At 38.6% G+C, this 25,569-nt stretch carries 41 protein-coding genes; 3 read left to right on the plus strand and 38 right to left on the minus strand.

What is annotated here, in order from left to right; translation table 11 throughout:
• The first annotated feature begins 325 nt into the window (after positions 1-325).
• The 3 genes from GMJ66_RS20810 (at position 326) to GMJ66_RS18145 (ending at position 1,478) form a co-directional block, all read left to right on the plus strand.
• Positions 326-610, plus strand: coding sequence for a Na-translocating system protein MpsC family protein (locus tag GMJ66_RS20810; RefSeq protein WP_231514976.1), 285 nt, complete (start codon positions 326-328; stop codon positions 608-610).
• A 7-nt stretch (positions 611-617) separates the two neighbouring features.
• Positions 618-1,046 carry a Na-translocating system protein MpsC family protein gene (locus tag GMJ66_RS20815; protein WP_231514977.1) on the plus strand — a complete coding sequence of 143 codons (429 nt, stop codon included), beginning with the start codon at positions 618-620 and terminating at the stop codon, positions 1,044-1,046.
• 195 nt (positions 1,047-1,241) lie between these two features.
• On the plus strand, positions 1,242-1,478 hold the full coding sequence (locus GMJ66_RS18145; protein ID WP_156291734.1) for a hypothetical protein: 237 nt from the start codon (positions 1,242-1,244) through the stop codon (positions 1,476-1,478).
• 54 nt (positions 1,479-1,532) lie between these two features.
• Here the strand turns inward: GMJ66_RS18145 and GMJ66_RS18150 are convergent, their stop codons facing one another.
• The 38 genes from GMJ66_RS18150 to tuf form a co-directional block, all read right to left on the minus strand.
• On the minus strand, positions 1,533-3,719 hold the full coding sequence (locus GMJ66_RS18150) for a tail fiber domain-containing protein (RefSeq protein ID WP_156291735.1): 2,187 nt from the start codon (positions 3,717-3,719) through the stop codon (positions 1,533-1,535).
• A gap of 625 nt (positions 3,720-4,344) precedes the next feature.
• A complete protein-coding gene (rpsI, locus tag GMJ66_RS18155) occupies positions 4,345-4,737 on the minus strand; it encodes a 30S ribosomal protein S9 (RefSeq protein WP_156291736.1) in 393 nt (130 codons plus the stop codon).
• 18 nt (positions 4,738-4,755) lie between these two features.
• A complete protein-coding gene (gene rplM, locus GMJ66_RS18160; protein ID WP_156291737.1) occupies positions 4,756-5,193 on the minus strand; it encodes a 50S ribosomal protein L13 in 438 nt (145 codons plus the stop codon).
• Between the two features lie 174 nt (positions 5,194-5,367).
• Positions 5,368-6,111, minus strand: coding sequence for a tRNA pseudouridine(38-40) synthase TruA (truA, locus tag GMJ66_RS18165; protein ID WP_156291738.1), 744 nt, complete (start codon positions 6,109-6,111; stop codon positions 5,368-5,370).
• A gap of 14 nt (positions 6,112-6,125) precedes the next feature.
• Positions 6,126-6,929 carry an energy-coupling factor transporter transmembrane component T family protein gene (locus GMJ66_RS18170; RefSeq protein ID WP_156291739.1) on the minus strand — a complete coding sequence of 268 codons (804 nt, stop codon included), beginning with the start codon at positions 6,927-6,929 and terminating at the stop codon, positions 6,126-6,128.
• Positions 6,926-7,795: an energy-coupling factor ABC transporter ATP-binding protein gene (locus GMJ66_RS18175; RefSeq protein ID WP_156291740.1), complete on the minus strand. Its 870-nt coding sequence runs from the start codon at positions 7,793-7,795 to the stop codon at positions 6,926-6,928. Before GMJ66_RS18175 ends, GMJ66_RS18170 begins: the two co-directional genes overlap by 4 nt.
• The gene (locus GMJ66_RS18180) at positions 7,771-8,610 is read right to left on the minus strand and encodes an energy-coupling factor ABC transporter ATP-binding protein (protein ID WP_156291741.1); all 840 of its coding nucleotides are present in this window, start codon (positions 8,608-8,610) and stop codon (positions 7,771-7,773) included. Before GMJ66_RS18180 ends, GMJ66_RS18175 begins: the two co-directional genes overlap by 25 nt.
• A 418-nt stretch (positions 8,611-9,028) precedes the next feature.
• Positions 9,029-9,382 (minus strand): 50S ribosomal protein L17, encoded by a 354-nt coding sequence (gene rplQ, locus GMJ66_RS18185; protein WP_156291742.1) that lies wholly within the window; start codon positions 9,380-9,382, stop codon positions 9,029-9,031.
• Positions 9,383-9,427: 45 nt separating this feature from the next.
• Positions 9,428-10,372, minus strand: coding sequence for a DNA-directed RNA polymerase subunit alpha (locus GMJ66_RS18190; RefSeq protein ID WP_156291743.1), 945 nt, complete (start codon positions 10,370-10,372; stop codon positions 9,428-9,430).
• A 201-nt stretch (positions 10,373-10,573) separates the two neighbouring features.
• Positions 10,574-10,963, minus strand: a complete 390-nt coding sequence (gene rpsK / locus GMJ66_RS18195; RefSeq protein WP_156291744.1) for a 30S ribosomal protein S11 — start codon at positions 10,961-10,963, stop codon at positions 10,574-10,576.
• Between the two features lie 19 nt (positions 10,964-10,982).
• Positions 10,983-11,348 (minus strand): 30S ribosomal protein S13, encoded by a 366-nt coding sequence (gene rpsM, locus GMJ66_RS18200; protein ID WP_156291745.1) that lies wholly within the window; start codon positions 11,346-11,348, stop codon positions 10,983-10,985.
• A gap of 21 nt (positions 11,349-11,369) precedes the next feature.
• Positions 11,370-11,483 carry a 50S ribosomal protein L36 gene (gene rpmJ, locus GMJ66_RS18205; protein ID WP_010095733.1) on the minus strand — a complete coding sequence of 38 codons (114 nt, stop codon included), beginning with the start codon at positions 11,481-11,483 and terminating at the stop codon, positions 11,370-11,372.
• Positions 11,484-11,513: 30 nt separating this feature from the next.
• Positions 11,514-11,732 carry a translation initiation factor IF-1 gene (gene infA / locus GMJ66_RS18210; RefSeq protein ID WP_010095735.1) on the minus strand — a complete coding sequence of 73 codons (219 nt, stop codon included), beginning with the start codon at positions 11,730-11,732 and terminating at the stop codon, positions 11,514-11,516.
• The gene (locus GMJ66_RS18215) at positions 11,719-12,045 is read right to left on the minus strand and encodes a KOW domain-containing RNA-binding protein (RefSeq protein ID WP_156291746.1); all 327 of its coding nucleotides are present in this window, start codon (positions 12,043-12,045) and stop codon (positions 11,719-11,721) included. The genes infA and GMJ66_RS18215 overlap by 14 nt, the downstream gene beginning before the upstream one ends.
• Before the next feature lie 168 nt (positions 12,046-12,213).
• On the minus strand, positions 12,214-12,858 hold the full coding sequence (locus GMJ66_RS18220) for an adenylate kinase (protein ID WP_156291747.1): 645 nt from the start codon (positions 12,856-12,858) through the stop codon (positions 12,214-12,216).
• Positions 12,859-12,891: 33 nt separating this feature from the next.
• Positions 12,892-14,184 carry a preprotein translocase subunit SecY gene (secY, locus tag GMJ66_RS18225; protein ID WP_156291748.1) on the minus strand — a complete coding sequence of 431 codons (1,293 nt, stop codon included), beginning with the start codon at positions 14,182-14,184 and terminating at the stop codon, positions 12,892-12,894.
• On the minus strand, positions 14,184-14,624 hold the full coding sequence (rplO, locus tag GMJ66_RS18230; protein WP_156291749.1) for a 50S ribosomal protein L15: 441 nt from the start codon (positions 14,622-14,624) through the stop codon (positions 14,184-14,186). The genes secY and rplO overlap by 1 nt, the downstream gene beginning before the upstream one ends.
• 30 nt (positions 14,625-14,654) lie before the next feature.
• Complete coding sequence (gene rpmD, locus GMJ66_RS18235; RefSeq protein ID WP_156291750.1) at positions 14,655-14,837, minus strand: 50S ribosomal protein L30; 183 nt, start codon at positions 14,835-14,837, stop codon at positions 14,655-14,657.
• Between the two features lie 16 nt (positions 14,838-14,853).
• Complete coding sequence (gene rpsE / locus GMJ66_RS18240) at positions 14,854-15,357, minus strand: 30S ribosomal protein S5 (protein ID WP_156291751.1); 504 nt, start codon at positions 15,355-15,357, stop codon at positions 14,854-14,856.
• A gap of 23 nt (positions 15,358-15,380) precedes the next feature.
• Positions 15,381-15,743: a 50S ribosomal protein L18 gene (rplR, locus tag GMJ66_RS18245; protein WP_156291752.1), complete on the minus strand. Its 363-nt coding sequence runs from the start codon at positions 15,741-15,743 to the stop codon at positions 15,381-15,383.
• A gap of 30 nt (positions 15,744-15,773) precedes the next feature.
• The gene (gene rplF, locus GMJ66_RS18250; RefSeq protein ID WP_156291753.1) at positions 15,774-16,310 is read right to left on the minus strand and encodes a 50S ribosomal protein L6; all 537 of its coding nucleotides are present in this window, start codon (positions 16,308-16,310) and stop codon (positions 15,774-15,776) included.
• Positions 16,311-16,339: 29 nt separating this feature from the next.
• Positions 16,340-16,738, minus strand: coding sequence for a 30S ribosomal protein S8 (gene rpsH / locus GMJ66_RS18255; RefSeq protein WP_156291754.1), 399 nt, complete (start codon positions 16,736-16,738; stop codon positions 16,340-16,342).
• A gap of 30 nt (positions 16,739-16,768) precedes the next feature.
• Positions 16,769-16,954, minus strand: coding sequence for a type Z 30S ribosomal protein S14 (locus tag GMJ66_RS18260; RefSeq protein WP_047185890.1), 186 nt, complete (start codon positions 16,952-16,954; stop codon positions 16,769-16,771).
• Between the two features lie 29 nt (positions 16,955-16,983).
• Complete coding sequence (rplE, locus tag GMJ66_RS18265) at positions 16,984-17,523, minus strand: 50S ribosomal protein L5 (RefSeq protein ID WP_156291755.1); 540 nt, start codon at positions 17,521-17,523, stop codon at positions 16,984-16,986.
• Positions 17,524-17,549: 26 nt separating this feature from the next.
• Complete coding sequence (gene rplX / locus GMJ66_RS18270; protein ID WP_156291756.1) at positions 17,550-17,861, minus strand: 50S ribosomal protein L24; 312 nt, start codon at positions 17,859-17,861, stop codon at positions 17,550-17,552.
• A gap of 36 nt (positions 17,862-17,897) precedes the next feature.
• Entirely contained in the window at positions 17,898-18,266 is a 369-nt protein-coding gene (gene rplN, locus GMJ66_RS18275; protein ID WP_156291757.1) for a 50S ribosomal protein L14, read from the minus strand.
• Positions 18,267-18,303: 37 nt separating this feature from the next.
• Positions 18,304-18,567, minus strand: a complete 264-nt coding sequence (gene rpsQ, locus GMJ66_RS18280; RefSeq protein WP_156291758.1) for a 30S ribosomal protein S17 — start codon at positions 18,565-18,567, stop codon at positions 18,304-18,306.
• Between the two features lie 24 nt (positions 18,568-18,591).
• Positions 18,592-18,792, minus strand: coding sequence for a 50S ribosomal protein L29 (gene rpmC / locus GMJ66_RS18285; RefSeq protein WP_047185895.1), 201 nt, complete (start codon positions 18,790-18,792; stop codon positions 18,592-18,594).
• On the minus strand, positions 18,782-19,216 hold the full coding sequence (rplP, locus tag GMJ66_RS18290; RefSeq protein ID WP_156291759.1) for a 50S ribosomal protein L16: 435 nt from the start codon (positions 19,214-19,216) through the stop codon (positions 18,782-18,784). The genes rpmC and rplP overlap by 11 nt, the downstream gene beginning before the upstream one ends.
• 20 nt (positions 19,217-19,236) lie before the next feature.
• Entirely contained in the window at positions 19,237-19,878 is a 642-nt protein-coding gene (gene rpsC, locus GMJ66_RS18295; protein ID WP_156291760.1) for a 30S ribosomal protein S3, read from the minus strand.
• 3 nt (positions 19,879-19,881) lie between these two features.
• Positions 19,882-20,223 (minus strand): 50S ribosomal protein L22, encoded by a 342-nt coding sequence (rplV, locus tag GMJ66_RS18300; RefSeq protein WP_156291761.1) that lies wholly within the window; start codon positions 20,221-20,223, stop codon positions 19,882-19,884.
• 19 nt (positions 20,224-20,242) lie between these two features.
• The gene (gene rpsS, locus GMJ66_RS18305; RefSeq protein ID WP_121204883.1) at positions 20,243-20,521 is read right to left on the minus strand and encodes a 30S ribosomal protein S19; all 279 of its coding nucleotides are present in this window, start codon (positions 20,519-20,521) and stop codon (positions 20,243-20,245) included.
• Positions 20,522-20,578: 57 nt separating this feature from the next.
• Complete coding sequence (gene rplB / locus GMJ66_RS18310) at positions 20,579-21,409, minus strand: 50S ribosomal protein L2 (protein WP_156291762.1); 831 nt, start codon at positions 21,407-21,409, stop codon at positions 20,579-20,581.
• 31 nt (positions 21,410-21,440) lie between these two features.
• A complete protein-coding gene (gene rplW / locus GMJ66_RS18315) occupies positions 21,441-21,728 on the minus strand; it encodes a 50S ribosomal protein L23 (protein WP_156291763.1) in 288 nt (95 codons plus the stop codon).
• On the minus strand, positions 21,728-22,351 hold the full coding sequence (gene rplD / locus GMJ66_RS18320; protein WP_156291764.1) for a 50S ribosomal protein L4: 624 nt from the start codon (positions 22,349-22,351) through the stop codon (positions 21,728-21,730). The genes rplW and rplD overlap by 1 nt, the downstream gene beginning before the upstream one ends.
• A 26-nt stretch (positions 22,352-22,377) precedes the next feature.
• Positions 22,378-23,007, minus strand: a complete 630-nt coding sequence (gene rplC / locus GMJ66_RS18325; protein ID WP_156291765.1) for a 50S ribosomal protein L3 — start codon at positions 23,005-23,007, stop codon at positions 22,378-22,380.
• Between the two features lie 30 nt (positions 23,008-23,037).
• Positions 23,038-23,346, minus strand: a complete 309-nt coding sequence (gene rpsJ, locus GMJ66_RS18330; RefSeq protein ID WP_068677165.1) for a 30S ribosomal protein S10 — start codon at positions 23,344-23,346, stop codon at positions 23,038-23,040.
• Between the two features lie 1,028 nt (positions 23,347-24,374).
• Complete coding sequence (gene tuf, locus GMJ66_RS18335; RefSeq protein ID WP_156291766.1) at positions 24,375-25,565, minus strand: elongation factor Tu; 1,191 nt, start codon at positions 25,563-25,565, stop codon at positions 24,375-24,377.
• Between the last annotated feature and the right edge of the window lie 4 nt (positions 25,566-25,569).

The following is a 25,569-nucleotide window of genomic DNA, read 5'->3' on the forward strand; positions in this document are numbered from 1 at the left end:
GGATCACTATACTGGTTCACAGTTTTTATCAATACAATAACAACAAACTTTGCGAAAAGAGCCTATTTTTTTATCCATTATACCGATAATCTTTAACAGCTTTTCTGCTTCTTGATCATATAGCCTGTCCCTCTTATCACTTCAGATTCGCTATTAATTATATTCCCAAGCTGTTTATTTTTCATGTAATTTGGAAGGCATTCTTTTTTTCCTATCTAAGGTGAATAAAATCGACAATTTAGTTGATAATTTTAACAATAGCAATTACAATTAAATCCGGATAAAAGATAAATACGCTTTTATCTGAATTAAAAGGATGTTCATTTTGGAACTAGAACAAAATCAAAAGGAATTGGCGAGTTATATCGGGAAATTATTAAGGGATAACTTTGGCCGAGGACCTGAGACAGTCTTTGTTTCTATAAGAAAACCTTTTATTACTGTATATTTACGTAATTTCCTGTCTCCTATGGAAAAAGTTCTAATAAGTGAAAAACAAGACGCCCTTGTGCAAACTTCCAGAGACATTTTAATGAAGGGCCTCATACCAGAAATAAAGGCCTATATGAAAGTCATAACAGGTTTTTCAATCAAAGAGTTTTATTATTGACTGGGGATTGCATAACCATTCAGGAATGTTTGTAGCGATTGCTGAAGATTCATCCGATCTCTTAGAATTATCCAAGAAGAACTTTCTTGGGAAGGAAGATTTGCATCAAGAGATTAATCATATTAGTCAGCAAGCACAAAAGGCCCCTGAAGAGGTTATATCCGTTAAACTGAATGACAGGACATATATTGTTTTACGAACAGGCATATTTATCACCATCGAAAGAGAATTAATTCGGATGGGACAAACAGAAATCCTACGAACTGCTAAAAGAAAAGTAGAAAAACGATTATTGCATAACAGTATGCGTTTAGAATCTGTCTTTGATGCAAAGATTGATGATGTATTTACTTCTTGGGATTTTGAACGTGATAAAAGTGTCATTTTATTTATTGTTAACCCAACTCAAAAAGGCAGCAATGAACTAGACAAATAAGCTAGACATAAGCCAAAAAGAGGAAGCTGAATGCTACCTTTTTTTGGCTTTTTTCATGCTTAGGAAATTTCCCGATAGCAATTGGAAAGCTTGGCTAATAACAAGCTTATGATAGGGAGGAGTTTTTTTAATATGGTAATTGGGTAATAGAATACATAACACCAGACAGAAACAATTAGCTAGGGGAGAAGAATATTGAGTCGAACAAATTTTTATAAAAAGCTATCAACCGAACTGCTCGGATGCTTTTACTTTTATATACATAAAAACATTGATAAAGGAATAAATGTAAATACCCTTCTACATGAAAAAGCTTTTATTGAAAAAGAGGCTGAAAAGCGAGGAATTTCCTTAATTGAGTTAAGAATCATCGGCTACTGGATCACTCAAAAGGAAAAAAATCTTACGAAGAATGAAAAAGACCAAAACTAATCGGTCCTTTTCATTCTTATTTTGCACACGTACATATAGAGAAATATATACTTCCTATTTTTCCAACTCTGAAAATCTATCTTCTAAACGTTTTTGAGTTCTGCGCATTAAGGCTGCCTCCAGCATTAAACATTCATCAGGGCGAATACTATATAGACTACCAGCAGACCTAATTTTTTTCATTTTTGCAGTAGATGCTTTTGCTGCTGTCTCTTTGTCAATCATGTTCTTTTCTTCTGTTACTTCCTCAAATTCATCCTCCCACTCTTCATAACAGAGGATTCCGTAATCAAATGCATTTAATCCATGTCTTTGGAAGACTTCATCAATTTCCTGTGCAATAAGTCCGAAATGAATCCTCGCTTTGCGTCCTTTCTCTTTTACTGCGTCTTTAAAGCGAAATTGAGAGTATTCCACTTCTGACCAAGCATCGAGCACTTGGTCAGTAATAGGTTTTATTTCTCGTTTCGCATTTCTATCAGAAGTGTTAATAATACCTGTACTTGTATAAATCTGATTAAAACGTTGTGAAGAACTCCCTAAATTCACTTTATTATCCTTAGCAGGCTTCAAAGCGGCTCTATCCAAGTAAGCAACCGTATCCAAACCTGAGCGAAAACGTATAAAGGAATCTGTAGCTGAGCTTAGATTTAAATCACCAGAAGTGGATGCAATTATAGGGTTTTCAATTGCTTCTAAAAACTTTAAACCACTATTATCTATTAAGGCTGCATCGGAATCTCCATGATAAAACCGAACAGGAGAAGTCTTATCCGCTGACCGCAAACCTAGTTCCCCTGATATAGCACCAAAACCACTTGCATGAATCATTCTGGTAGTTTTATTTCCATCTGCATCCCCTATAGGTGCAAAATTATCAAACTGAACGGATGAAGGAATAAACGCTTTACTTAAGTTACCCGTCATACCTGTCGCATAAACATTATTTGTTCTTGTTGTACAAGTGATGACCCCATACGTATCGTTATGATCAAATTTCACCTCCGAACCATCTGGATTTTTTGCTTTAATCCCTGATCGTTTCTCAATATGACAGCCATAGAACATAACTCTGTTCGCTTGATCTAGTCGCACGCGATATGGTTCAAATGACGCAAACCTGCAGCTGAAAAAGCGCATCCCTTGAACCGTTTGATTCGCATTATTTGCTCTGGCATTAATATACATGGCACCACCAGCGGTATCTGATAAATAATCACCACTTGCGGCTTTTCTCCTATAATTACTATGATGATCTGTACCATAAATTGAACAGCTATACATGGTAAAGTCTGAAAATCCAAATGAGCCTCTCCAGTCGGGTACCCTTTTACCTGATAGTTCATCATAGTAGGTTTCATGATCACCCGGAAGAACTCCAGCAACATGAACTCCCCATTTAGCCCCCCTTGTATAACACTTCACTAACGTACAACCGTCTCCACCACTAATATTGTTGGTGTTATCATATGTATTTCCATTTAGGTCCATAAAGCGAGGTAAATTCGTTGCATGTGTAACATCAAAATAAAAACCAGCTTCTCGAAAATAGCCTAAAACATGTACATTCTCCGCATAAAAATGGGTTCTACAGCCGACAAAAATCCCAATATCCCATTTAGCTCCATAGTTCGTTCGGGAATTATTTTTCTTATCAAAATCTAAAAATACTGTAAAATCTTTTAAAACGACATTTTCTGCTTGAATATTTAAAGCAACTGATATCGGATCATCCTGCGAACTAAATGCATTTTTACGGTGCTTCCTTCGCGTCAGTACTCGTTTTTTCCCTGTGCCTTTCACTAAAAAACCACTAATCTGCCGGTATTCTCTTAAGTCATTTCCATAACCTGTACCAGAACCAACACCTTCAATAACCATTGGGGCCTTGATTTCTATTTCTCCTGTTATCACCGATATACCAGGGATAATAACCTTTGTTTTATATGTTTCCGCAAGCTCTAAAGCTGCTCTTATTGCTTGCGTATCATCGGTAACACCATCTACCTTTGCACCAACTAAAGGTGCTGGAGGATATTTGACATTAATTCCTCTAGTTTTAATATCTTCCATAGTTTCAGATAAATCTTCGCTCACAGACTCAAGTTTCCTAGGTATTGTTTCCCCGTTACTATCCTCTATTGGATCTGAATTGGACTGATCCCAATTCCCAATTTTATATCCATAAAAAAATGATAATAACCATAGTAAGAAATTTACGATGAAGTTTCTTCGTTCCACACAATCCCTCCTATATAAAATATACGTACTAGAATTTTAAATTCGAGGGTGGGATTCTCTTATATTTTCAGTTTACCAAATTTTTACAATTAACAACTGAAAGACTAATCTGATACACTTCTTCGCTGTTGTGCCGAGTAATCGTAGACACATCCCAATCTTTTTGAAAACAGCCATAGCTTTTAAAACCATTAGAAAAACGCAAGCGCCCGTTTAGCGACGTACGGACTGCGCCTGGCCATGCCAGGTGGTTCGGTGTTGCGGCGCATAGCGGCGGTTTTAACCGAACAGTCCCTGTAGGAGATAAAGGAAACACGACGAACAGAGTGAGTCGATATTGACTTTCACCGCAAGGGTATAAGTGCGACTAAGCCTCTGGTTTCACCAATCGGCAAGTCTTCTTTATCGTACGGAGGTGAGGGAAGTCCGCTAGTCGCTGGGCGATGGAGCTAGACATCAAAGCGCAAATTTATACTTTCTTATCCCATTAGAAAAACGACCACACTCGCTCGCACCTCAGTAAATGTGATCGTTTTTCTTAAACTTGAAACGGAAAAATTTTATGCTTTCTAACGTACAAAAAAGACCCCCAACCATATTGGTTGAGAGCCTTGAAACGTATATATTAACGTTTTGAGAACTGTGGTGCACGACGAGCGCCTTTAAGACCGTATTTCTTACGTTCTTTCATTCTTGCATCACGAGTTAAGAATCCTTCACGTTTTAATGTTGAACGATATTCAGGATCTGCTTCTAGTAATGCACGAGAGATACCGTGACGGATTGCACCAGCTTGACCAGTGAATCCTCCACCATCAACGTTTACTATTACATCATATGTTCCTTCTGTTTCTGTAGCCGCTAGTGGCTGGTTAAGAATTAGAAGTTGTGTTTCATATGGGAAATAGTCTCTTGCCTCACGACCATTGATTGTAATGTTACCTGTACCTGGTACTAGACGTACACGAGCAGTTGAACTTTTACGACGACCTGTTCCGTAATATTGTACTTGTGCCAAAATCATTTACCTCCTCAATTACCCACGAAGTTCGTAAACTTCTGGTTTTTGTGCTTGATGATTGTGTTCAGAGCCTCTGAATACATGTAGCTTTTTACCCATTTTACGACCTAAAGATCCTTTTGGAAGCATCCCTTTAATCGTACGTTCAATCATTTCTTCCGTATATTTAGAACGCATTTCATATGCATTACGCGCTCTTAGTCCACCTGGATGCTGAGAGTGGTTATAGTACATTTTGTCATTTAATTTGTTTCCACTTAATTCTACTTTTTCTGCATTAATAATGATCACATGATCACCAGTATCAACATGTGGCGTGTAAGTTGGTTTATGCTTTCCGCGAAGGATTGCAGCAACTTCACTTGCTAGACGACCTAGACGTTGGCCTTCTGCATCCACAACAAGCCATTTGCGTTCGATATTGTTTTCATTCGCCATGAAAGTTGTGCGCATGATAGTTTCCCTCCATATTTCATTAAATCGTTTCAAATTTATATTCATTCTTTAATCATAATTAGTTTCCGGGGCTAATCATGGTTTTTAAGAAATAAAATGCCATAAATCATAATATAACACATGTGGGTCAGTTGTCAAGGTTAACCGGCAGTTTTTTCGGTTTTATTGCGATTATTCATATTTTACCTTGCACATGTAAAGACCTTGTGGATTAACGGTTTTTCCTGCATATCGGCGGTCTTTTTTTTCAAATAGAAGCGGAATATCCTCAGGTTCCCTTTTGCCTCGGCCAATTTCCAAAAGTACACCAACCATAATTCTTACCATATTATATAAGAAGCCGCTCCCACGAAAAATAAATTCTATTTCATCTCCGTTTTTTTCACAGGATGCATGATAAATGGTTCTTACTTTACTGCCTGTAACCGTCGTCCTTGGTGAAGAAAATGTCGTAAAATCATGTGTTCCTTCCAAATAACGGCATCCTTCCTTCATTTTGTCCACATCCAAAGGATAGGAAACATGAAGCATATAATTACGTTTAAACACATCTTGTGCTTCCCTGTTTAGAACAAGATAATGGTATTCCTTCGCTACTACATCAAATCGAGCATGAAAGTCCCCTTCTACGCTCTCTACTTGTTCAATGTAAATGTCATTGGGCAATTGGGTATTCAGCGCCTTCTTCCAACTTGCTTCAGAAAGATGATAGGAAGAATCAAAATGAATAACCTGCCCCTTTGCATGTACACCGGCATCGGTACGTCCAGAACCTACAATACGTATCTTTTCACCCTTATGCATCTTCTGTAGTACCTTTTCTATTTCTCCTTGTATGGTTCGCTTATCCGACTGAATTTGAAACCCGTAGAATAACGTTCCATCATATTGGACTGTGCATTTCAATCTTACCATTGTTACAGCCTTCCTCATCCATAAGTTCTAGTAGCAAATAATATCATGATAACCAGTACAAAGATGAAATAAACGAATATATCAATCTTCTCAATTTTTAATTCCCTTAGTTTGGACCTACCTTCTCCACCTTGGTAACCCCGAGCCTCCATTGCCATCGCAAGTTCCTCTGCACGTTTAAACGCACTGACAAACAGTGGGACAAGTAATGGGACAACTGCTTTTATTCGTTCTTTTACTGGCCCAGTCCTAAAATCTACTCCCCGTGATGCTTGAGCTCTGGATATTTTCTCGGTTTCCTGCATAAGTGTTGGTATAAATCTTAGTGAAATGGACATCATTAATGCTAGTTCATGAACAGGAAATTTAATTTTGTTTAAAGGTCTAAGCATATCCTCAATGGCATCTGTAATCTCAATTGGTGTTGTCGTCAGTGTTAAAAGAGATGTTACTAGAATTAACAGGAAAAACCTTGTGGATATGGCAATCCCTTGAATCACACCGCCAGAATAAAACTCAAAAATCCAGAAATTAAAAATAACATTCCCCTCTTTGGTAACAAACAAGTGTAATATAAACGTGAAAATAATTAAAAACCAAACAGGTGTTAAACCTTTCATAATAAACCGAATGGGTACTCTGGATGTGAGCATACTACTTAAGGCAAATAGAATTAAAATACCATAACTGGGAAGATTATTAGCAAAAAAGACAATAAATACATAGAAAAAGATTATTGTGATTTTTGTCCGTGGATCCAAGCGATGGACAAGCGAATCTCCAGGAACATATTGCCCAATAATTAAAGAGTTATTCATAGCAGCTCATCTCCTATTACTACTCGCTGAACCTGCCTGGCTATTTCTTCTACAGACTGCTTCTGATATGGAATGGCGGTTTTAAATTTCTGTTCAAAGCTAATTAGAAACTGTACGATCTCTGGCACATCTAATTGCACTTGATTCAATGCCTCTTTCTGTATAAAAACATCTTCTGGTTTTCCTTCTAAATATTTCGTTCCTTTGTTAAGGATCATGACATGGTCTGCATATTTTAACGCATCTTCCATACTATGTGTAACAAGTATTGTCGTTAACCCCTGTTCCTTATGCAATCGGTAAAACATATCCATGATTTCTTTTTGACCTCTTGGGTCCAGTCCTGCAGTTGGTTCATCAAGTACTAAAACATCTGGTTTCACTGCGAGAACCCCGGCAATAGCAACCCTTCGCATTTGCCCTCCACTTAAATCAAACGGTGACCGCTCCAGCATCGATTCTGGCAGACCCACAGCTGGAATCACTTCTTGAATTCGCTTCTTTATTTCTCTTTCAGACACACCAAAGTTTTCCGGTCCAAAAGCAATATCCTTTTCAACCGTTTCTTCAAATAATTGATGTTCGGGATATTGAAACACTACACCAACACGACTCCGTAATTCCTTCATATCGCCTGGTTTATGCTCTTTAGACAGAGAATAGTCCCCTATCCTCACTTTCCCTTTAGTTGGTATGGAAAGGCCGTTTAAATGGCTTATAAGCGTTGATTTCCCTGAGCCAGTATGTCCTACGACAGCAACAAAAGAACCTGACTCAATATGAAATGATAAATTTTCCAATGCCTTATGTTCAAATGGGGTATTATGCTGATAAATATAAGTTACGTTTTCGAATGTAATGTCCATAAGTCCTCCAACAGCTCTTCGTGGTTTAAAGGTTCTTGAGATATCATAATCCCAGCTTCTTTTAATGCATCTGCTAAAATGGCAACAAAGGGTACATCCAACCCAATTTTCCTCAGCTCACCTTTTTTTGAAAAGATCGCTCTTGGTACGGCTTCATCCCAGATTTCCCCATTATTCATTACGATAACACGATCAGCTTGTACAACTTCTTGCAAATCATGAGTAATAGTAATAAGCGAAAGCCCCTGTTTATCCTGCAGCTGTGATACGGTTTGCATAATTTCTTTGCGCCCGCTTGGATCGAGCATAGCAGTTGCCTCATCCAAGATTAATACACTTGGTGAGATGGCTAATACACTAGCAATAGCTACTCGCTGCTTCTGCCCTCCAGAAAGTCTATGTGGCTCTGTCAGTCTATAATCCTGCATGCCAACTGCCTTCAATGTCTGATTAATACGTTCTATCATTACCTCTCTAGAAACCCCGCGATTCTCCATACCAAATGCAACATCATCCTGTACTGTCGCACCAACAAACTGATTATCGGGGTTTTGAAAAACCATCCCTACTTCTTTTCGAATATCCCAGACCGTATCCTCCGTAACTTTCTTCCCAGCTATAATGATTTCACCCTGCTGCGGGAAGAGCAATCCATTTATGAGCTTAGCTATGGTAGATTTCCCTGAACCATTATGACCGATAATAGCAACCCATTCATCATCTTCAATCGCAAAAGAAACATTTTTTAATACCCAGGGTTCATCCTCTCCATAACGAAACGATACATTTTTAAATTCTATTAACTTGTTTGACATATAAAATCCCCCTGATTTCCCGCCACGGCAAATGTGGAATATACACAGAAATTAGTACCATTTACTCAACCAGTACTATCGTAATTACTTTCTCTATTATTTTAGCTCTTTACATAAGTTTTGCTACATTTTCATCCTTCACAATGGATAATAAATGCGAAATAGTAAAAAGTTTCTTTTATGTTGTTCTCACTTGTTCTAATGATGATAGCATGTTTGCATCCGCTCCGGCAGAATACTTCGCTTTCCGTAGCGTAGTTTAAGCTCCAATAGCATCTAAAATTAATTTGCAGTTTATAGATATAGTGACAAAAGCCTCATAGAAAACATCCATTCTTTTCAAACATATCTATACAAAAAAAGGGCTTGGATTCACCTCGTGAGAGAATTGAGTCCTGCCCTTGCCGCATGTTCATCATTAAACTAATTCAATGATAGCCATTTTTGCTCCATCACCTTGGCGCTCGCCTAGTTTAAGAACACGTGTATATCCACCTTGTCTATCTTCATAACGTGCAGCAACGTCATCAAATAATTTTTGAATAACATTGTTTTCATCATCAGCCTCTTTATTATAAAGAAATGCAGATGCTTGACGACGCGCGTGAAGATCACCACGTTTACCTAATGTAATCATTTTGTCTACAATAGACTTTAATTCTTTCGCTTTTGCTTCTGTTGTTTCCAAACGTTCATGAATGATTAAATCAGAAGCCAGATTACGAAGAAGTGCCATACGGGCATCTGTTGTACGTCCTAATTTTCTAGCCATGGACTATAACCCTCCCTTTTTCAAAACTCTAGGTGACTGTCATTATCAGTCGTCTTCGCGTAAACCTAAGCCAAGTTCATTTAATTTAACTTTGACTTCTTCCAATGATTTACGACCCAAATTACGTACTTTCATCATATCTTCTTCAGACTTATTAGCAAGCTCCTGAACGGTATTAATTCCAGCACGTTTCAAACAATTATAAGAACGAACGGAAAGATCCAATTCCTCAATTGTCATTTCCATTACTTTTTCTTTTTGATCTTCTTCTTTTTCAACCATAATTTCAGCATTTTGTGCTTCGTCTGTTAAACCTACGAAGATATTAAAATGCTCTGTTACAATTTTTGCACCTAAAGATATAGCTTCTTCAGGACGAATACTTCCATCTGTTGAAACATCCAATGTTAACTTATCAAAGTTAGTATCTTGCCCAACACGTGTATTTTCAACCTGATAGGTTACGCGTGATACAGGAGTGAAGATGGAGTCAACTGGAATGACACCAATTGCTTGGTCATCACGTTTATTTTCTTCAGCTGGACGATAACCGCGACCACGTTCCGCTGTAACTTTCATGTGCAGGTTTCCTTTGCTGTTCAATGTAGCAATATGAAGTTCAGGATTTAAAACTTCTACATCACTATCATAAGTGAAATCCCGTGCAGTAACTTTTCCTTCACCTTGAACATCAAGTTCCAAAGTTTTTGGTTCATCCGAATAGATTTTCAAAGCTAATTTTTTTAAGTTTAAAACGATTTGTGTTACATCCTCTACTACTCCATCAATCGCTGAAAACTCATGCAGTGCCCCGTCGATTTGAACGGATGTAACAGCAGCACCTGGAAGTGAGGATAGTAGGATACGACGCAAGGAGTTTCCTAGTGTGGCACCATATCCACGCTCAAGCGGTTCGACTACGAATTTCCCCAATGTAGCATCATCACTGATTTCAACCGTTTCAATTTTTGGTTTTTCAATCTCGATCATTAAATAAAACCCTCCTTTAAAACGTCGAAACCCCGGCTAGACATTCGTCTAACCGAAATTCCTCAAATAGGCAGTTGGCGTTTCTGCACTACCTTGATATTAACGTACTGTTTATCTTAGATGCTGTAAGTGACATTAATCACCAATATTTTAGCTATCATAACCCATTATTGACAGGGTGACAAATTCTATACGGTAAAATTAAACACGACGACGTTTTGGTGGGCGACAACCGTTATGAGGAACTGGTGTTACATCCACAATTGCTGTAACTTCTAAACCAGCTGCTTGAAGTGAACGAATTGCAGCTTCACGTCCAGCTCCTGGACCTTTAACTGTTACTTCCAAAGTTTTCATTCCATTTTCAACTGCAGATTTAGCAGCAGTTTCAGCAGCCATTTGTGCAGCAAATGGAGTAGATTTACGTGAACCTTTAAAACCTAGTGCACCTGCTGAACTCCAGCCAATTGCATTCCCTTGTTTGTCCGTAATGGTAACAATTGTATTATTAAATGTAGAACGGATATGCGCAATACCGGTTTCCACATTCTTTTTCACACGACGTTTGCGTGTATTTGTTTTACGAGCCATTTCATTAACCCTCCTTTACTTATTTCTTTTTGTTAGCCATAGTCTTACGTGGGCCTTTACGAGTACGTGAGTTGTTCTTCGTGTTTTGTCCACGGACTGGTAAGCCACGACGGTGACGTAGTCCTCTATAAGAACCAATTTCGATTAAACGTTTAATATTAAGTGATACTTCACGGCGAAGATCACCTTCAACTGTATATGGATCAATCGCTTTACGGATGCTTGCTAATTCGTCTTCCGTTAAATCGCGTACACGAGTGTCTTCTGAAACGCCAGCTTCTTTAAGGACTTTCTGTGCAGTCGCTTTTCCGATTCCATAAATATATGTTAACGAAATTACTACACGTTTTTCACGTGGAATATCAATACCTGCAATACGTGCCATTAAATTTTTGCACCTCCTTGTTTAACCTTGTTTTTGTTTATGCTTTGGATTTTCGCAAATAACCATAACTTTGCCTTTGCGTTTTATAACTTTGCATTTTTCGCATATTGGTTTTACAGATGCTCTTACTTTCACCAGTGTTACCTCCTTTTATATGGAGAGAGTCTATTTATAACGGTACGTAATTCGTCCTCTGGTTAAATCATATGGAGAAAGTTCAACCGTTACTTTATCTCCTGGTAAGATACGAATGAAATGCATACGAATTTTACCAGAAACATGAGCCAATACGGTATGGCCATTTTCAAGCTCTACATTAAACATTGCATTCGGCAATGTTTCAGTCACGGTACCTTCGACTTCAATTACATCATCTTTCGCCATCGTGTAGATCTCCCTTCTTCAGTTCAGTCACAATCTCACTCATAAACTTAGATATCGCAAATCGCAATTTTCCATTTGTGACACGACCAGTTTCTAGAAGGCTGTTTTGGACTTCTGGGGAAATATAATCCATCACTTCAATATGATGCAGATTCTTTTTCTTTGGTCGATTCGTTTTACGCTTTTCCCCATCTGCTAGCAAGACATAACGATCATCTACTAATTCTATAATAATCATGTATTGACCCGCCTCACGTCCTTGCAAAACACGAACAACTTGACCCAAAAGCGGAATCGACTCACCTTCGTTCAACAAGATCACCTGCACTTAGGCTATAGTTTAAATGTCACCATTAAAGGCTATTTCTTTCAGTGTCACTTTATATAAAGTTAATTATGAGTTTCCCTAAAACTATCACATTTATTATAACGATTACCAAGTAGAAATGCATCTATTCCTTGCAAATCGTTAAAAGTGAAGTTATTTATCAAGGAATCCTTGAATATCTTGGAAAACTTCATCAATTTCTTGATCTCCGTTTACTTTTACAAGATATCCTTTTTTATCGTAAAAGTCCAGCAACGGTTGTGTTTGCTCCATATTAACGGATAAACGATTCTTCACCGTTTCAGGTTTATCGTCATCTCGTTGAACTAACTGTGAACCCTCTTTATCACAAATTCCTTCTTCTTTAGGAGGATTAAAAATGACGTGATAAGCTGTGCCACATGTTGGACAAATTCTACGACCAGTAAGACGCTCCACTAATTTTTCTTCTGGTACATCTACGTGTACGACGTAATCAATCGTTTGCCCCATTTCTGCAAGAAGTTTTTGCAATGCTTCAGCCTGTGCAATGGTTCTTGGAAATCCGTCCAGTAAGAAACCATTTTTACAGTCGTCTTTACTTAAACGTTCTTGGACAATACCAATTGTTACCTCATCTGGAACAAGTTCGCCTTGATCCATAAATTGTTTAGCTTGCTTCCCGAGTTCTGTTCCTTCTTTAATTGCCAGTCGGAACATATCCCCTGTAGATATATGAGGAATATTATATTTATTATTAATTTTCTCAGCCTGTGTACCTTTACCAGCACCAGGTAATCCCATTAATATTAAGTTCATCCTTTTCCCCTCGCTCTCATTGGCAGCAGGAAATTACTTAATAAATCCTTTGTAGTGACGTTTCACTAACTGACCTTCTAGTTGCTTCATTGTTTGCAACGCAACACCTACAACGATTAGTAAACTTGTGCCGCCGATTTGTACTGCGGTTGGCAGATTAGCAAGACCCCCTAAAACAATCGGTAATACAGAAACTGCCGCTAGGAAAATAGCTCCAACAAAAGTTAAACGATTAATAACTCTGGTCAGATAGGTTTCCGTATTATTACCAGGTCTAATACCAGGAATATATCCACCTTGTTTTTGCAAGTTTTCTGCCATTTGCTCCGGATTCACTTGAACAAATGTGTAAAAATACGTAAATGCGATAATTAAGGCGATATAGATCACCATACCAACTGGTTGAGTATAGTCAAAGATTTGCGTAATTGTCGCTGCAACTTGCCCTTCAAAGAAACTAGCAATGGTACTCGGTGCAATCATAAAAGCAATCGCAAAGATAACTGGAATAACACCAGCTGCATTCACTTTTAGTGGCAGGTGAGTCGATTGACCACCAACAGGAGACCGATTAACTAATTTTTTTGCATATTGGACAGGTATTTTTCTTAATGCCTGATTGACAAAAACAACGCCTACAACGACAGCTATGGCAACCAATGCAATAATGGCAACAATAATGATATTGATAAACAATTGATCGCCAGGATTTACGAAATACTGACTGTACAATTGCATCACGCCATTTGGCACTGCAGCTACGATACCCGCAAAAATAATGATTGAGATTCCATTACCGACGCCATGTGCCGTAATTTGCTCACCCAACCACATTAAAAATGCAGTTCCTGCAGTTAATACAATCGCAATAACGAGAAATTTCATAAAGTTTGGGTTCTCTATGAGTAACCCTCCAGCTAATGCATTAAATCCAACGGACATTGCAATAGCTTGAATAAATGCTAATACAATTGTGAAATATCGTGTGAATTGGGCAAGTTTTTTACGGCCCATTTCCCCTTGCTTTTTCCATTCTGTGAACTTTGGAACGACATCCATTTGTAATAATTGCATGATGATTGATGCGGTAATATAAGGCATAATCCCCATTGCAAAGATAGAAAAGTTCTGTAACGCTCCACCACCAAATGTATTTAGAAATCCAAATACATTTTGCTGGCTGTTCATAAAATCAATAGCGGCATTGTTTGTGAATGGTACAGGTATAAAAGTACCTAGACGGAAGACAATCAACATAAGTAATGTGAAAATTATTTTCCGTCTAATATCAGCAACGCGCCATAAATTGGAGAATGTACGAAACATTAGATCACCTCAGTTTTACCGCCCGCTGCCTCAATAGCTTCTTTAGCAGAAGTAGAGAACTTATGAGCTTTTACTGTTAGTTTCTTTTCGATAGCACCTTTTCCAAGCACTTTAATGCCTGCGTTTAACTTGCTTACGACACCTTCTTCTAGTAATAGCTCAGGAGTAACCTCTGTGCCTTCTTCAAAACGATTTAATGTTTCTAGGTTAACAATTGCGTACTCTTTGCGATTAATGTTGGTAAAACCACGTTTTGGCAAACGTTGGAATAAAGGCATTTGTCCACCTTCAAAACCAGGACGCACACCACCACCAGAACGAGCTTTTTGACCTTTATGCCCTCTTCCGGAAGTTTTACCATTACCTGAAGAAGGTCCGCGACCAACACGATTTCTGTTTTTACGAGTTCCCTCTGCGGCTTTTAATTCATGCAGTTTCATGCGAGCACCTCCTCTTTACACTTATGTTTATTAAACTTCTTTCACCGTTACAAGATGAGATACTCTACTAATCATTCCACGTACGGATGGAGTATCTTCAAGAACTACGGATTGACGAATTTTCTTAAGACCTAATGCTTCAACAGTTTTAACCTGTTTTTCTTTTCTGCCAATAACACTCCGTGTGAGGGTGATCTCTAATTTTTTAGACATAATATTTCCCTCCTTATTATCCTAACAGTTCTTCGATGGACTTTCCACGTAATTTTGCAACATCTTCGGCACGTTTTAACTGATTTAAACCTTCAATTGTTGCACGAATCATATTAATTGGTGTATTTGAACCTAAGGATTTAGTAAGAATATCACCAACACCTGCTAATTCTAAGACCGCACGTACTGGTCCACCAGAGATAACTCCAGTACCCTCAGATGCTGGTTTCATTAGTACTCTTCCAGAACCGAATCTTCCATGGACTTCATGAGGAATAGTAGTTCCAACTAATGGTACAGTAATTAAGTTTTTCTTTGCATCATCTACTGCTTTTTTAATAGCTTCAGGTACTTCTTGTGCTTTACCAGTACCAAAACCTACATGACCGTTTTTATCTCCGACCACTACAATTGCTGCAAAGCGCATGCGGCGTCCACCTTTAACTACTTTAGAAACACGGTTTACCGCAACAACTCGTTCTTCAAGATCCAATTTATTCGGATCGATACTTGTATTCATTTAAGGGTTCCCTCCTTCTTTTTTTAAAATTCAAGTCCTGCTTCACGGGCAGAATCAGCTAATGCTTTCACACGACCATGATAAAGATATCCTCCACGATCAAAAACAACTGATTTGAGTCCTTTATCTTGAGCACGTTTCGCAATCAATTCTCCGACTTGTTTTGCTGCCTCAACGTTACCAGTTGATTCCACGTTAAGCTCTTTATCTTTTGTAGAAGCACTTGCTACTGTAGTTCCAGTTGTATCATCTATTAATTGAGCATAAATATGCTTATTTGAGCGATATACGTTTAAACGAGGACGTTCCGTAGTACCAACTAAATTTTTGCGGACACGACTATGTCTTCTTTTACGTACAACGTTTTTGTCAGGTTTTGTGATCATCTACGTCACTCCTTTCTGCTCTATCTATTCTTACTTAGCAGTTTTACCTTCTTTGCGGCGTACATATTCACCAGCATAACGGATACCTTTGCCTTTATATGGCTCAGGTGGTCTGATTGATCTGATGTTAGCTGCAACGGCACCAACTAATTGCTTATCAATACCTTTTACAGTTACTTCTGTATTTTTTGGTACCTCAATTTCGATTCCATCGATTGGTTCAATTTCAACCGGGTGAGAATAACCCGCGTTAATGACAACTTTGTTACCTTGTTTTTGTGCACGGTAACCAACACCGATGATTTCAAGTGATTTCTCAAATCCTTTACTTACACCTTCCACCATGTTGTTAATGATGCTACGAGTTGTACCGTGCAGGGCACGATGTTCTTTGTTATCGCTTGGGCGCTCAACAGTAAGAACATTGCCATCTATATTAATTTTCATTTCACGATGTAATTCTCTTGTTAATTGACCTTTAGGTCCTTTAACAGTAATTGTATTTCCATCAAGTTTTATTTCTACACCTTCAGGAATTTCAACTGGTTTAAGTCCTATACGAGACATTCATTGCACCTCCTCTTAATAAAAATTAATTACCAAACATATGCTAATACTTCGCCGCCAACTGCCTGAGAACGTGCTTCTTTATCAGATAACACACCTCTAGAAGTTGAAACGATAGCAATACCTAGACCGTTTAGTACTCGAGGTACTTCGTTAGCTTTAGCATATACACGTAATCCTGGTTTACTGATACGTTTGATACCAGTAATAACTTTTTCTTCATTTGGACCGTACTTAAGGAAAATACGCAGAACACCTTGCTTATTATCTTCAATTACTTCATAGTCTTTAACGAATCCTTCGCGCTTAAGAATATCAGCAATTTCTTGTTTCATTTTAGATGCTGGTAGTTCTAATTTTTCATGTTTAACCATGTTTGCATTACGAATACGAGTTAGCATATCTGCAATTGGATCTGTCATAGTCATTACTAAAATACCTCCTTCCCGAATCGGGGATTACCAACTTGCTTTTTTGACACCAGGAATTTGACCTTTATAGGCAAGTTCACGGAAACAAATACGGCAAAGTTTAAATTTACGTATTACAGAATGTGGACGACCACAGCGTTCACAACGTGTATATTCACGAACTTGATATTTTTGTGGGCGTTTTTGTTTCGCAACCATCGATTTTTTAGCCACAATTTTCCCTCCTTGTATTAGCTCTTAGCTTATTTTTGGAAAGGCATGCCTAGCTGAGCTAAAAGTTCACGTGCTTCTTCATCAGTATTGGAAGTAGTTACAATAACAATATCCATACCACGAACTTTATTTACTTTATCATAATTAATTTCTGGGAAAATTAGTTGTTCCTTCACACCTAAAGTGTAATTACCACGACCATCAAAAGCTTTTTTGGAGATTCCACGGAAGTCACGTACACGTGGAAGTGAAACAGCAATAAGCTTTTGTAGGAATTCATACATACGTTCACCGCGAAGTGTTACTTTTGCACCGATTGGCATACCTTCACGCAAACGGAAACCAGCGATGGATTTCTTCGCACGAGTAATAAGTGGTTTTTGACCAGAAATTAGAGCTAGTTCTTCCACTGCACTATCTAATGCTTTAGAGTTTTGAACAGCATCACCAACACCCATGTTGATCACAATCTTCTCAACCTTTGGTGCCTGCATTACTGAATCGTAATTAAATTTTCCCATTAGAGATGGTACAATTTCTTTTTGATATTTTTGTTGTAATTCGTTCATTATGTCGCCCTCCTTCCGCCAGCGAATTATTTATCTAAAAGTTCACCGGATTTTTTAGCGATTCGGACTTTCTTTCCGTCACGTACTTCATAACCAACACGAGTTGGCTCACCGGATTTTGAATCTATTGGTAAGACATTAGAAACATGAATTGGCGCTTCAATGTTTAAGATTCCACCTTGTGGATTCTCTTGAGAAGGTTTTGCGTGCTTTTTAATCATGTTCACACCTTCTACAAGTACACGGTCTTTTTTAGGGAATGCTTCTAAAACAACACCCTCTTTACCACGGTCTTTGCCTGATAATACTTTTACTTTATCACCTTTTTTTACATGCATGCTTTACGCACCTCCTTGACAAGTCAATTTATCAGCTTATAGAACTTCTGGAGCTAGAGATACGATTTTCATGAATTTAGCATCACGTAATTCACGTGCTACAGGTCCAAAAATACGAGTTCCTCTTGGACTTTTATCGTCACGAATAATTACGGCAGCATTTTCATCAAAACGAATATATGATCCATCTTTACGGCGAGCGCCAGATTTACTACGTACAATAACAGCTTTTACTACGTCACCTTTTTTGACAACGCCTCCTGGTGTTGCTTGCTTTACGGAACAAACAATAACATCACCAATATTAGCTGTTTTACGACCTGAGCCACCTAAAACTTTAATGGTTAACAATTCACGAGCACCAGAGTTATCTGCAACTTTTAATCGAGTTTCTTGTTGAATCATAACTGTGACCTCCCTTCGGACATTCGGAGCCGACTTATTATATAACTACTGCTTCTTCCACGACTTCAACTAGACGAAAACGTTTAGTTGCTGAAAGTGGACGAGTTTCCATAATGCGAACAACATCTCCAGCTTTCGCTTGGTTGTTTTCATCATGAGCCTTAAGTTTCTTAGAGTATTTAACTCGTTTTCCGTATAATTTATGGTTTTTGTAAGTTTCAACAACAACTGTGATTGTCTTATCCATTTTATCTGAAACTACACGACCAGTATAAACTTTACGATTATTACGTTCTGTCATACGAGGCTAACCTCCTCTCTTGAATCAGTTATTTACGTTTAATTCACGTTGACGAATAACAGTTTTCATACGTGCAATTGCTTTTCTTACTTCACGAATTCGTGCAGTGTTTTCCAATTGTCCTGTTGCAAGTTGGAAGCGAAGATTAAATAATTCTTCTTTTAACGATTTTACTTTTTGTTCAATTTCGGCAGTGGTTAAATCTCTAATTTCATTAGCCTTCATTGTTTTCACCACCAATTTCTTCACGTTTTACAAATTTAGTTTTGATCGGCAGTTTATGAGAAGCAAGTCTTAATGCTTCACGTGCAACTTCCTCAGGTACACCTGCAATTTCAAACATAACTTTTCCTGGTTTAACCATTGCTACCCATCCTTCAGGAGCACCTTTACCAGAACCCATTCGTACTTCTAGGGGTTTTTTAGTATACGGTTTGTCTGGAAATATTTTGATCCAAACTTTACCGCCACGTTTCATATAACGAGTCATCGCAATACGAGCAGCCTCGATTTGACGACTTGTAATTCTCGCAGGCTCTACTGCTTGAATACCATATTCACCGAATGCTACGGTAGTTCCACCTTTAGCTTGACCTGTCAATTTACCACGATGTTGTTTACGATGTTTTACACGTTTAGGCATTAACATAATGCATTTGCCCCCTTCCTTTATTTTTCGTTTTTAGTTGGAAGGACTTCTCCACGATAAATCCACACTTTAACACCTAGTTTACCATAAGTAGTGTCTGCTTCTGCAGTGCCATAGTCGATGTCAGCACGCAAAGTGTGTAGTGGTACTGTTCCTTCACTGTAATGTTCCGCACGAGCGATATCTGCTCCACCAAGACGTCCAGAAACTTGTGTTTTAATTCCTTTAGCTCCTGCACGCATTGCGCGTTGAATAGCTTGTTTTTGAGCACGACGGAATGAAATACGATTTTCTAATTGGCGTGCAATATTATCAGCTACTAATTTAGCGTTAAGATCTACTTTTTTAACTTCCACAATGTTAATGTGTACTCGTTTCCCTGTTAAAGCATTTAAAGATTTACGTAGAGCTTCTACTTCAGAACCGCCTTTACCAATTACCATGCCTGGCTTACCAGTATGAATAGTAATGTTTACACGGTTTGCCGCACGTTCAATCTCAATAGAAGAAACAGCAGCAATCTTTAAGCGATTTTCAAGATATTCTCTAATCTTAATATCTTCGTGTAGTAAGTCTGCATAGTCTTTTCCAGCATACCATTTTGATTCCCAGTCTTTAATAATGCCTACGCGAAGACCTGTTGGATTTACTTTTTGACCCACTAACTATCCCTCCTTCTTTTCTGTTACAACCACCGTAATGTGGCTGGTGCGTTTATTTATTCTGCTTGCGCGTCCCTGTGCACGTGGACGGAAACGTTTCAATGTTGGACCTTCATTTACATATGCTTCAGATATTACTAGACTATCTGGATCCATTTCATAGTTGTGTTCTGCGTTTGCAATAGCAGATTTTAATACTTTTTCTACAACTGGAGAAGCACCACGTTGTGTATGACGTAAAATCGCAACTGCTTCACCAACGTTTTTTCCTCGAATTAGATCAACAACTAAACGAACTTTACGAGGAGCAATACGAACTGTTTTTGCAACGGCTTTTGCTTGCATGCATTAGCGCCTCCTCTCATTAACGTTTTGTTTTCTTGTCATCGCCAGCATGCCCTTTATACGTACGGCTTGGCGCGAATTCACCTAATTTATGTCCGACCATATCTTCGGTTATATATACAGGAACGTGCTTACGTCCATCATAAACTGCGATTGTATGACCTACGAATTGAGGGAAGATTGTAGAACGACGAGACCAAGTTTTTACTACTTGTTTCTTGTCTGATTCGTTTAAAACATCAATCTTCTTCAATAAATGGTCATCTGCAAAAGGTCCTTTTTTCAAACTACGACCCATGGATAAACCTCCTTCCGCAAGTGAGAGACGGGCCTTATTTCCCGTCTGTGATTTCGTTTATTTTTTACGTTTACGAACAATATATTTATCAGACGGCTTGTTACGTTTACGCGTTTTGTAGCCAAGAGTTGGTTTGCCCCAAGGAGACATTGGTGATTTACGTCCGATTGGCGCACGTCCTTCACCACCACCATGTGGGTGATCATTCGGGTTCATAACAGATCCGCGAACTGTTGGGCGTTTACCTAACCAACGAGATCGTCCAGCTTTACCAACACGAATTAATTCATGTTCAAGATTACCTACTTGACCAATCGTTGCACGACAAGTACTTAAAATTAAACGAGATTCACCAGAAGCTAAACGAACTAACGTGTATTTGTCCTCACGTCCTAAAATTTGTGCCTCTGCACCAGCGGAACGTGCTAGTTGTCCGCCATTACCTGGTTTTAATTCAATGTTATGAATGATTGTACCAACTGGGATATTTTCTAACGAAAGTGCATTTCCGACTTTAATATCCGCATTTTCTCCAGATTCAATTTCCTGACCTACTTGAAGTCCTTTTGGTGCTAATATATAACGCTTTTCTCCATCAACATAATGGATCAATGCAATGTTAGCTGTACGGTTTGGATCATACTCAATTGTAGCAACGCGTCCTGGTATACCATCTTTATTGCGCTTGAAGTCAATAATACGGTATTGACGCTTATGACCGCCACCTTGATGACGAACCGTTAATTTCCCTTGATTATTACGTCCGCCACGTTTACTTAACGGAGCTAATAGGGATTTTTCCGGTTTGTCTGTAGTGATTTCCGCAAAATCAGAAACAGACATGTTACGACGACCATTGGATGTTGGTCTGTATTTTTTAATCGCCATCTTGTTTCCCTCCTTCTCAATATTCTAGTTATTAAGCCTCAAAGAAATCTAGTTCTTTACTATCCTCAGATAGTTCAACAATGGCTTTTTTGCGATTTGGGCGGAATCCACCGTAACGACCCATTCGCTTAAATTTACCTTTAAGATTCATTGTGTTTACTTTAACAACTTTCACACTAAAAATTGTTTCAATCGCATCTTTGATTTCTGTTTTGTTTGCTTTCGGGGATACTTCAAACGTATATTTTTTGCTTGCCATTAAATCTGCAGAATGCTCAGTAATGACAGGGCGCTTAATAATATCACGTGGATCTTTCATTATGCAAGCACCTCCCCTGCTTTTTCAGCTGCATCTTTCGTTAAGATTAGCTTGTCATGCGTAAGCAAGTCTAAAACATTTAATTCTTCTACAGTCAGAACTTTAACAGATTGAAGATTGTTAGCTGATCGAGCTACCACTTCATCTTTGCTGCCTGTCACGATTAACGCTTTTGCTTCAACATTTAATGCATCCAGCATATTTACTACTTCTTTTGTTTTAGGAGTTTCCATTGCAAGAGCCTCTAAAACAACTAAGCTATCCTCTTTTACTTTAGAAGATAATGCAGATTTAATCGCTAAGCGACGTACCTTTTTAGGTAGCTTATAGCTATAACTGCGTGGTGTAGGTCCAAAAACTGTTCCACCGCCTACCCATTGTGGAGAACGGATTGAACCTTGACGAGCACGTCCAGTTCCTTTTTGTCGCCATGGTTTACGACCACCACCACGAACCTCAGAACGGTTCTTTACATCATGAGTACCCTGACGTAAAGATGCGCGCTGCATAACTACTGCTTCATGCAGTACATGTGTGTTAGGTTCAATACCGAATACCGCATCATTTAATTCGATTTCTCCAGCATTACTTCCATCTTGTTTAAATAGTGCTACTTTAGGCATGACATATCCTCCCTTCGTGTGTATGATTAGTTACCTTTAATCGCACTTGTGATTTTAACGTATGATTTTTTCGCACCTGGTACATTTCCTTTGATAAGTAATAGATTTTTCTCAGCATCTACACTTACTACTTCAAGGTTTTGGATTGTTACTTGTTCAGACCCCATATGCCCAGGTAGATTTTTACCTTTAAATACACGCATTGCATCAATCGCACCCATGGAACCAGGAGATCTGTGGTAATGAGAACCATGAGACATTGGTCCACGTTGCTGACCGTGACGTTTGATTGCACCTTGGAATCCTTTACCTTTAGAAGTTCCTGTCACATCAACTTTCTCACCAGCTTGAAAAATATCAACGTTAACTTCTTGACCTACCTCATGTTCGTCAAGATTTACGTTACGGAATTCACGAACGTAGCGCTTAGGGGCAGTGTTTGCTTTTTCAGCATGACCTTTTTCCGCTTTATTAGTACGTGATTCCTTTTTATCTGCAAAACCGAATTGTAGTGCTTCATAGCCATCATTTTCTAATGTTCTTTTTTGTAGAACTACGTTTGGCTCAGCTTGAACTACAGTAACTGGTACAAGTTCGCCGTTTTCTGTGAATAGCTGAGTCATGCCGATTTTACGACCTAAGATTCCTTTCGTCATCCGTTACACCTCCTATATTTACCTCTTATTTTATAATTTAATTTCTATATCTACACCAGATGGTAAGTCGAGACGCATTAATGAATCAACTGTTTTTGGTGTTGGATCAACAATATCGATCAAGCGTTTATGTGTACGCATTTCGAATTGTTCACGTGAATCCTTGTATTTATGAACCGCACGTAAGATTGTGTAAACTGATTTTTCTGTAGGCAACGGGATTGGCCCGGAAACATTTGCTCCAGAGCGTTTCGCTGTGTCTACAATTTTTTCAGCAGATTGATCTAAAACTCGGTGATCATATGCTTTTAAACGGATTCTGATTTTTTCTTTTGCCATTATTTTCCCTCCTTTTTCGCCCATATCATAATAGACATTCTCCGTGAAAATTTCTTGGCATCCTGCCATGGCAAAGGGGCCTGGTGTGCCAACAACCTCTCACATCATCGCTTTTAAATGACCAACATTATAATTATATCAAAAGCGATTGGTCAATGCAACCATAAAAATATATGGTTTTACGGCCACACATCTACGTATTATACATATTACTCCTAACAAATGCAAGAGTATGTGGGCATATTTTATACATATTATGAATATATTTTTATGTGCAAGGATCTATTTACAAAGTTTGTTGTTAAGAGTTAATATGAAATGCAAATTAGTTTAATTTGAGATATCTACCGCTCCGGAAATCCACTACGCTTTCCGCGGGCGGCTGGTGAGCCTCCTCGTACTGACGCGTCTTTAGGGGTCTCACCGATGCCTCTTTTCCCACAGGAGTCTCCGTGTATTTCCTCCGCTGGTTTGGTGCTATTCAACATTCTATCTGAGTGCTAATAATCGGTGTTTGGTTGAATCAGAGAATAGTTTATTTCTCTAGAGAACTTCTTCAGGTAAAAAGAAACTTATCATACGTCACTTTTATAGGTTATTAGCTACATATTAATAAGAAAACCAATACTAGCGTAGGCAGAATACGAAGACTCCTGTGGGAATAGCACGTTCCGAAGACCCCGCAGGAAGCGGTTTTCTTCCGAGGAGGCTGAGGTCGTGCCCACGGAAAGCGAAGTATTCTGCCGGAGCGAATGAAATCCGCTATTATTATTAGAACAAGCGAGAGCATCACAATAGGAATTTTAATTAGTCAAGAGTTTATATCAAAAGTGAATTAGATTTTATGTTAAAAGAAGCAACCTTTAGAGAACGGTTATTTAAAGGTCTATAAATGCCTTAACATAATCTTTAGTGTTTAAAGCCACTAGTAACATACGAATCCGAAGATGGTGTTTACCGTAATAAAGCTGAAATTAAGCAATAAAAAACAGGTAACGCGTGTAGCGCCACCTGTCTTTATCGTATTATTATTTTTGGATTGATGTTACAACGCCAGATCCAACAGTACGTCCACCTTCACGGATAGAGAAGCGAGTACCATCTTCAATAGCGATTGGAGAAATTAGTTCTACTGTCATTTCAGTGTTATCTCCAGGCATTACCATTTCAGTACCTTCTGGAAGTTGAATAACTCCAGTTACGTCCGTAGTACGGAAGTAAAACTGTGGACGGTAGTTAGAGAAGAAAGGGGTATGACGTCCACCTTCATCTTTTGATAATACATAAACTTCAGCTTTGAAGTTTGTGTGTGGTGTAATTGAACCAGGTTTAGCAAGTACTTGACCACGGTTGATGTCTTCACGGGAAACACCACGAAGTAGTGCACCGATGTTGTCACCAGCTTCAGCATAGTCAAGAAGCTTACGGAACATTTCCACACCTGTTACAGTAGTTTTGCCAGACTCTTCAGCAAGACCGATGATTTCAACTTCGTCACCGACTTTAACTTGGCCACGTTCTACACGACCAGTCGCAACCGTACCACGACCAGTGATTGAGAATACGTCCTCAACTGGCATCATGAATGGTTTATCGTTGTCACGTTCTGGAGTTGGAACATATTCGTCAACTGCAGCCATTAAATCAACGATTGCTTGTTCATATTTTTCGTCACCTTCAAGTGCTTTAAGAGCAGACCCGCTAATAACTGGTACATCATCACCAGGGAAGTCATATTCAGATAGAAGATCACGAACTTCCATTTCTACTAATTCTAGTAATTCTTCGTCGTCTACCATGTCAACTTTGTTTAAGAATACAACGATAGATGGCACACCTACGTTACGAGATAGAAGGATGTGCTCACGAGTTTGTGGCATTGGACCATCAGCAGCAGATACTACTAGGATAGCTCCGTCCATTTGCGCAGCACCAGTAATCATGTTTTTAACATAGTCAGCGTGACCTGGGCAGTCTACGTGTGCATAGTGACGAGTGTCTGTTTCATATTCAACGTGGGAAGTTGCGATCGTAATTCCACGTTCTTTTTCTTCTGGAGCACCATCAATTTGATCATACGCCATTGCGCTACCTTTACCAGATTTCTTGTGCATTACTGTAGTAATTGCAGCAGTTAAAGTAGTTTTACCGTGGTCAACGTGTCCGATAGTACCAACGTTAACGTGACTTTTCGAGCGGTCGAATTTTTCTTTAGCCATTTAT

The sequence above is a fragment of the Oceanobacillus salinisoli genome (assembly GCF_009733865.1).
Classification (GTDB): domain Bacteria; phylum Bacillota; class Bacilli; order Bacillales; family Amphibacillaceae; genus Oceanobacillus; species Oceanobacillus salinisoli.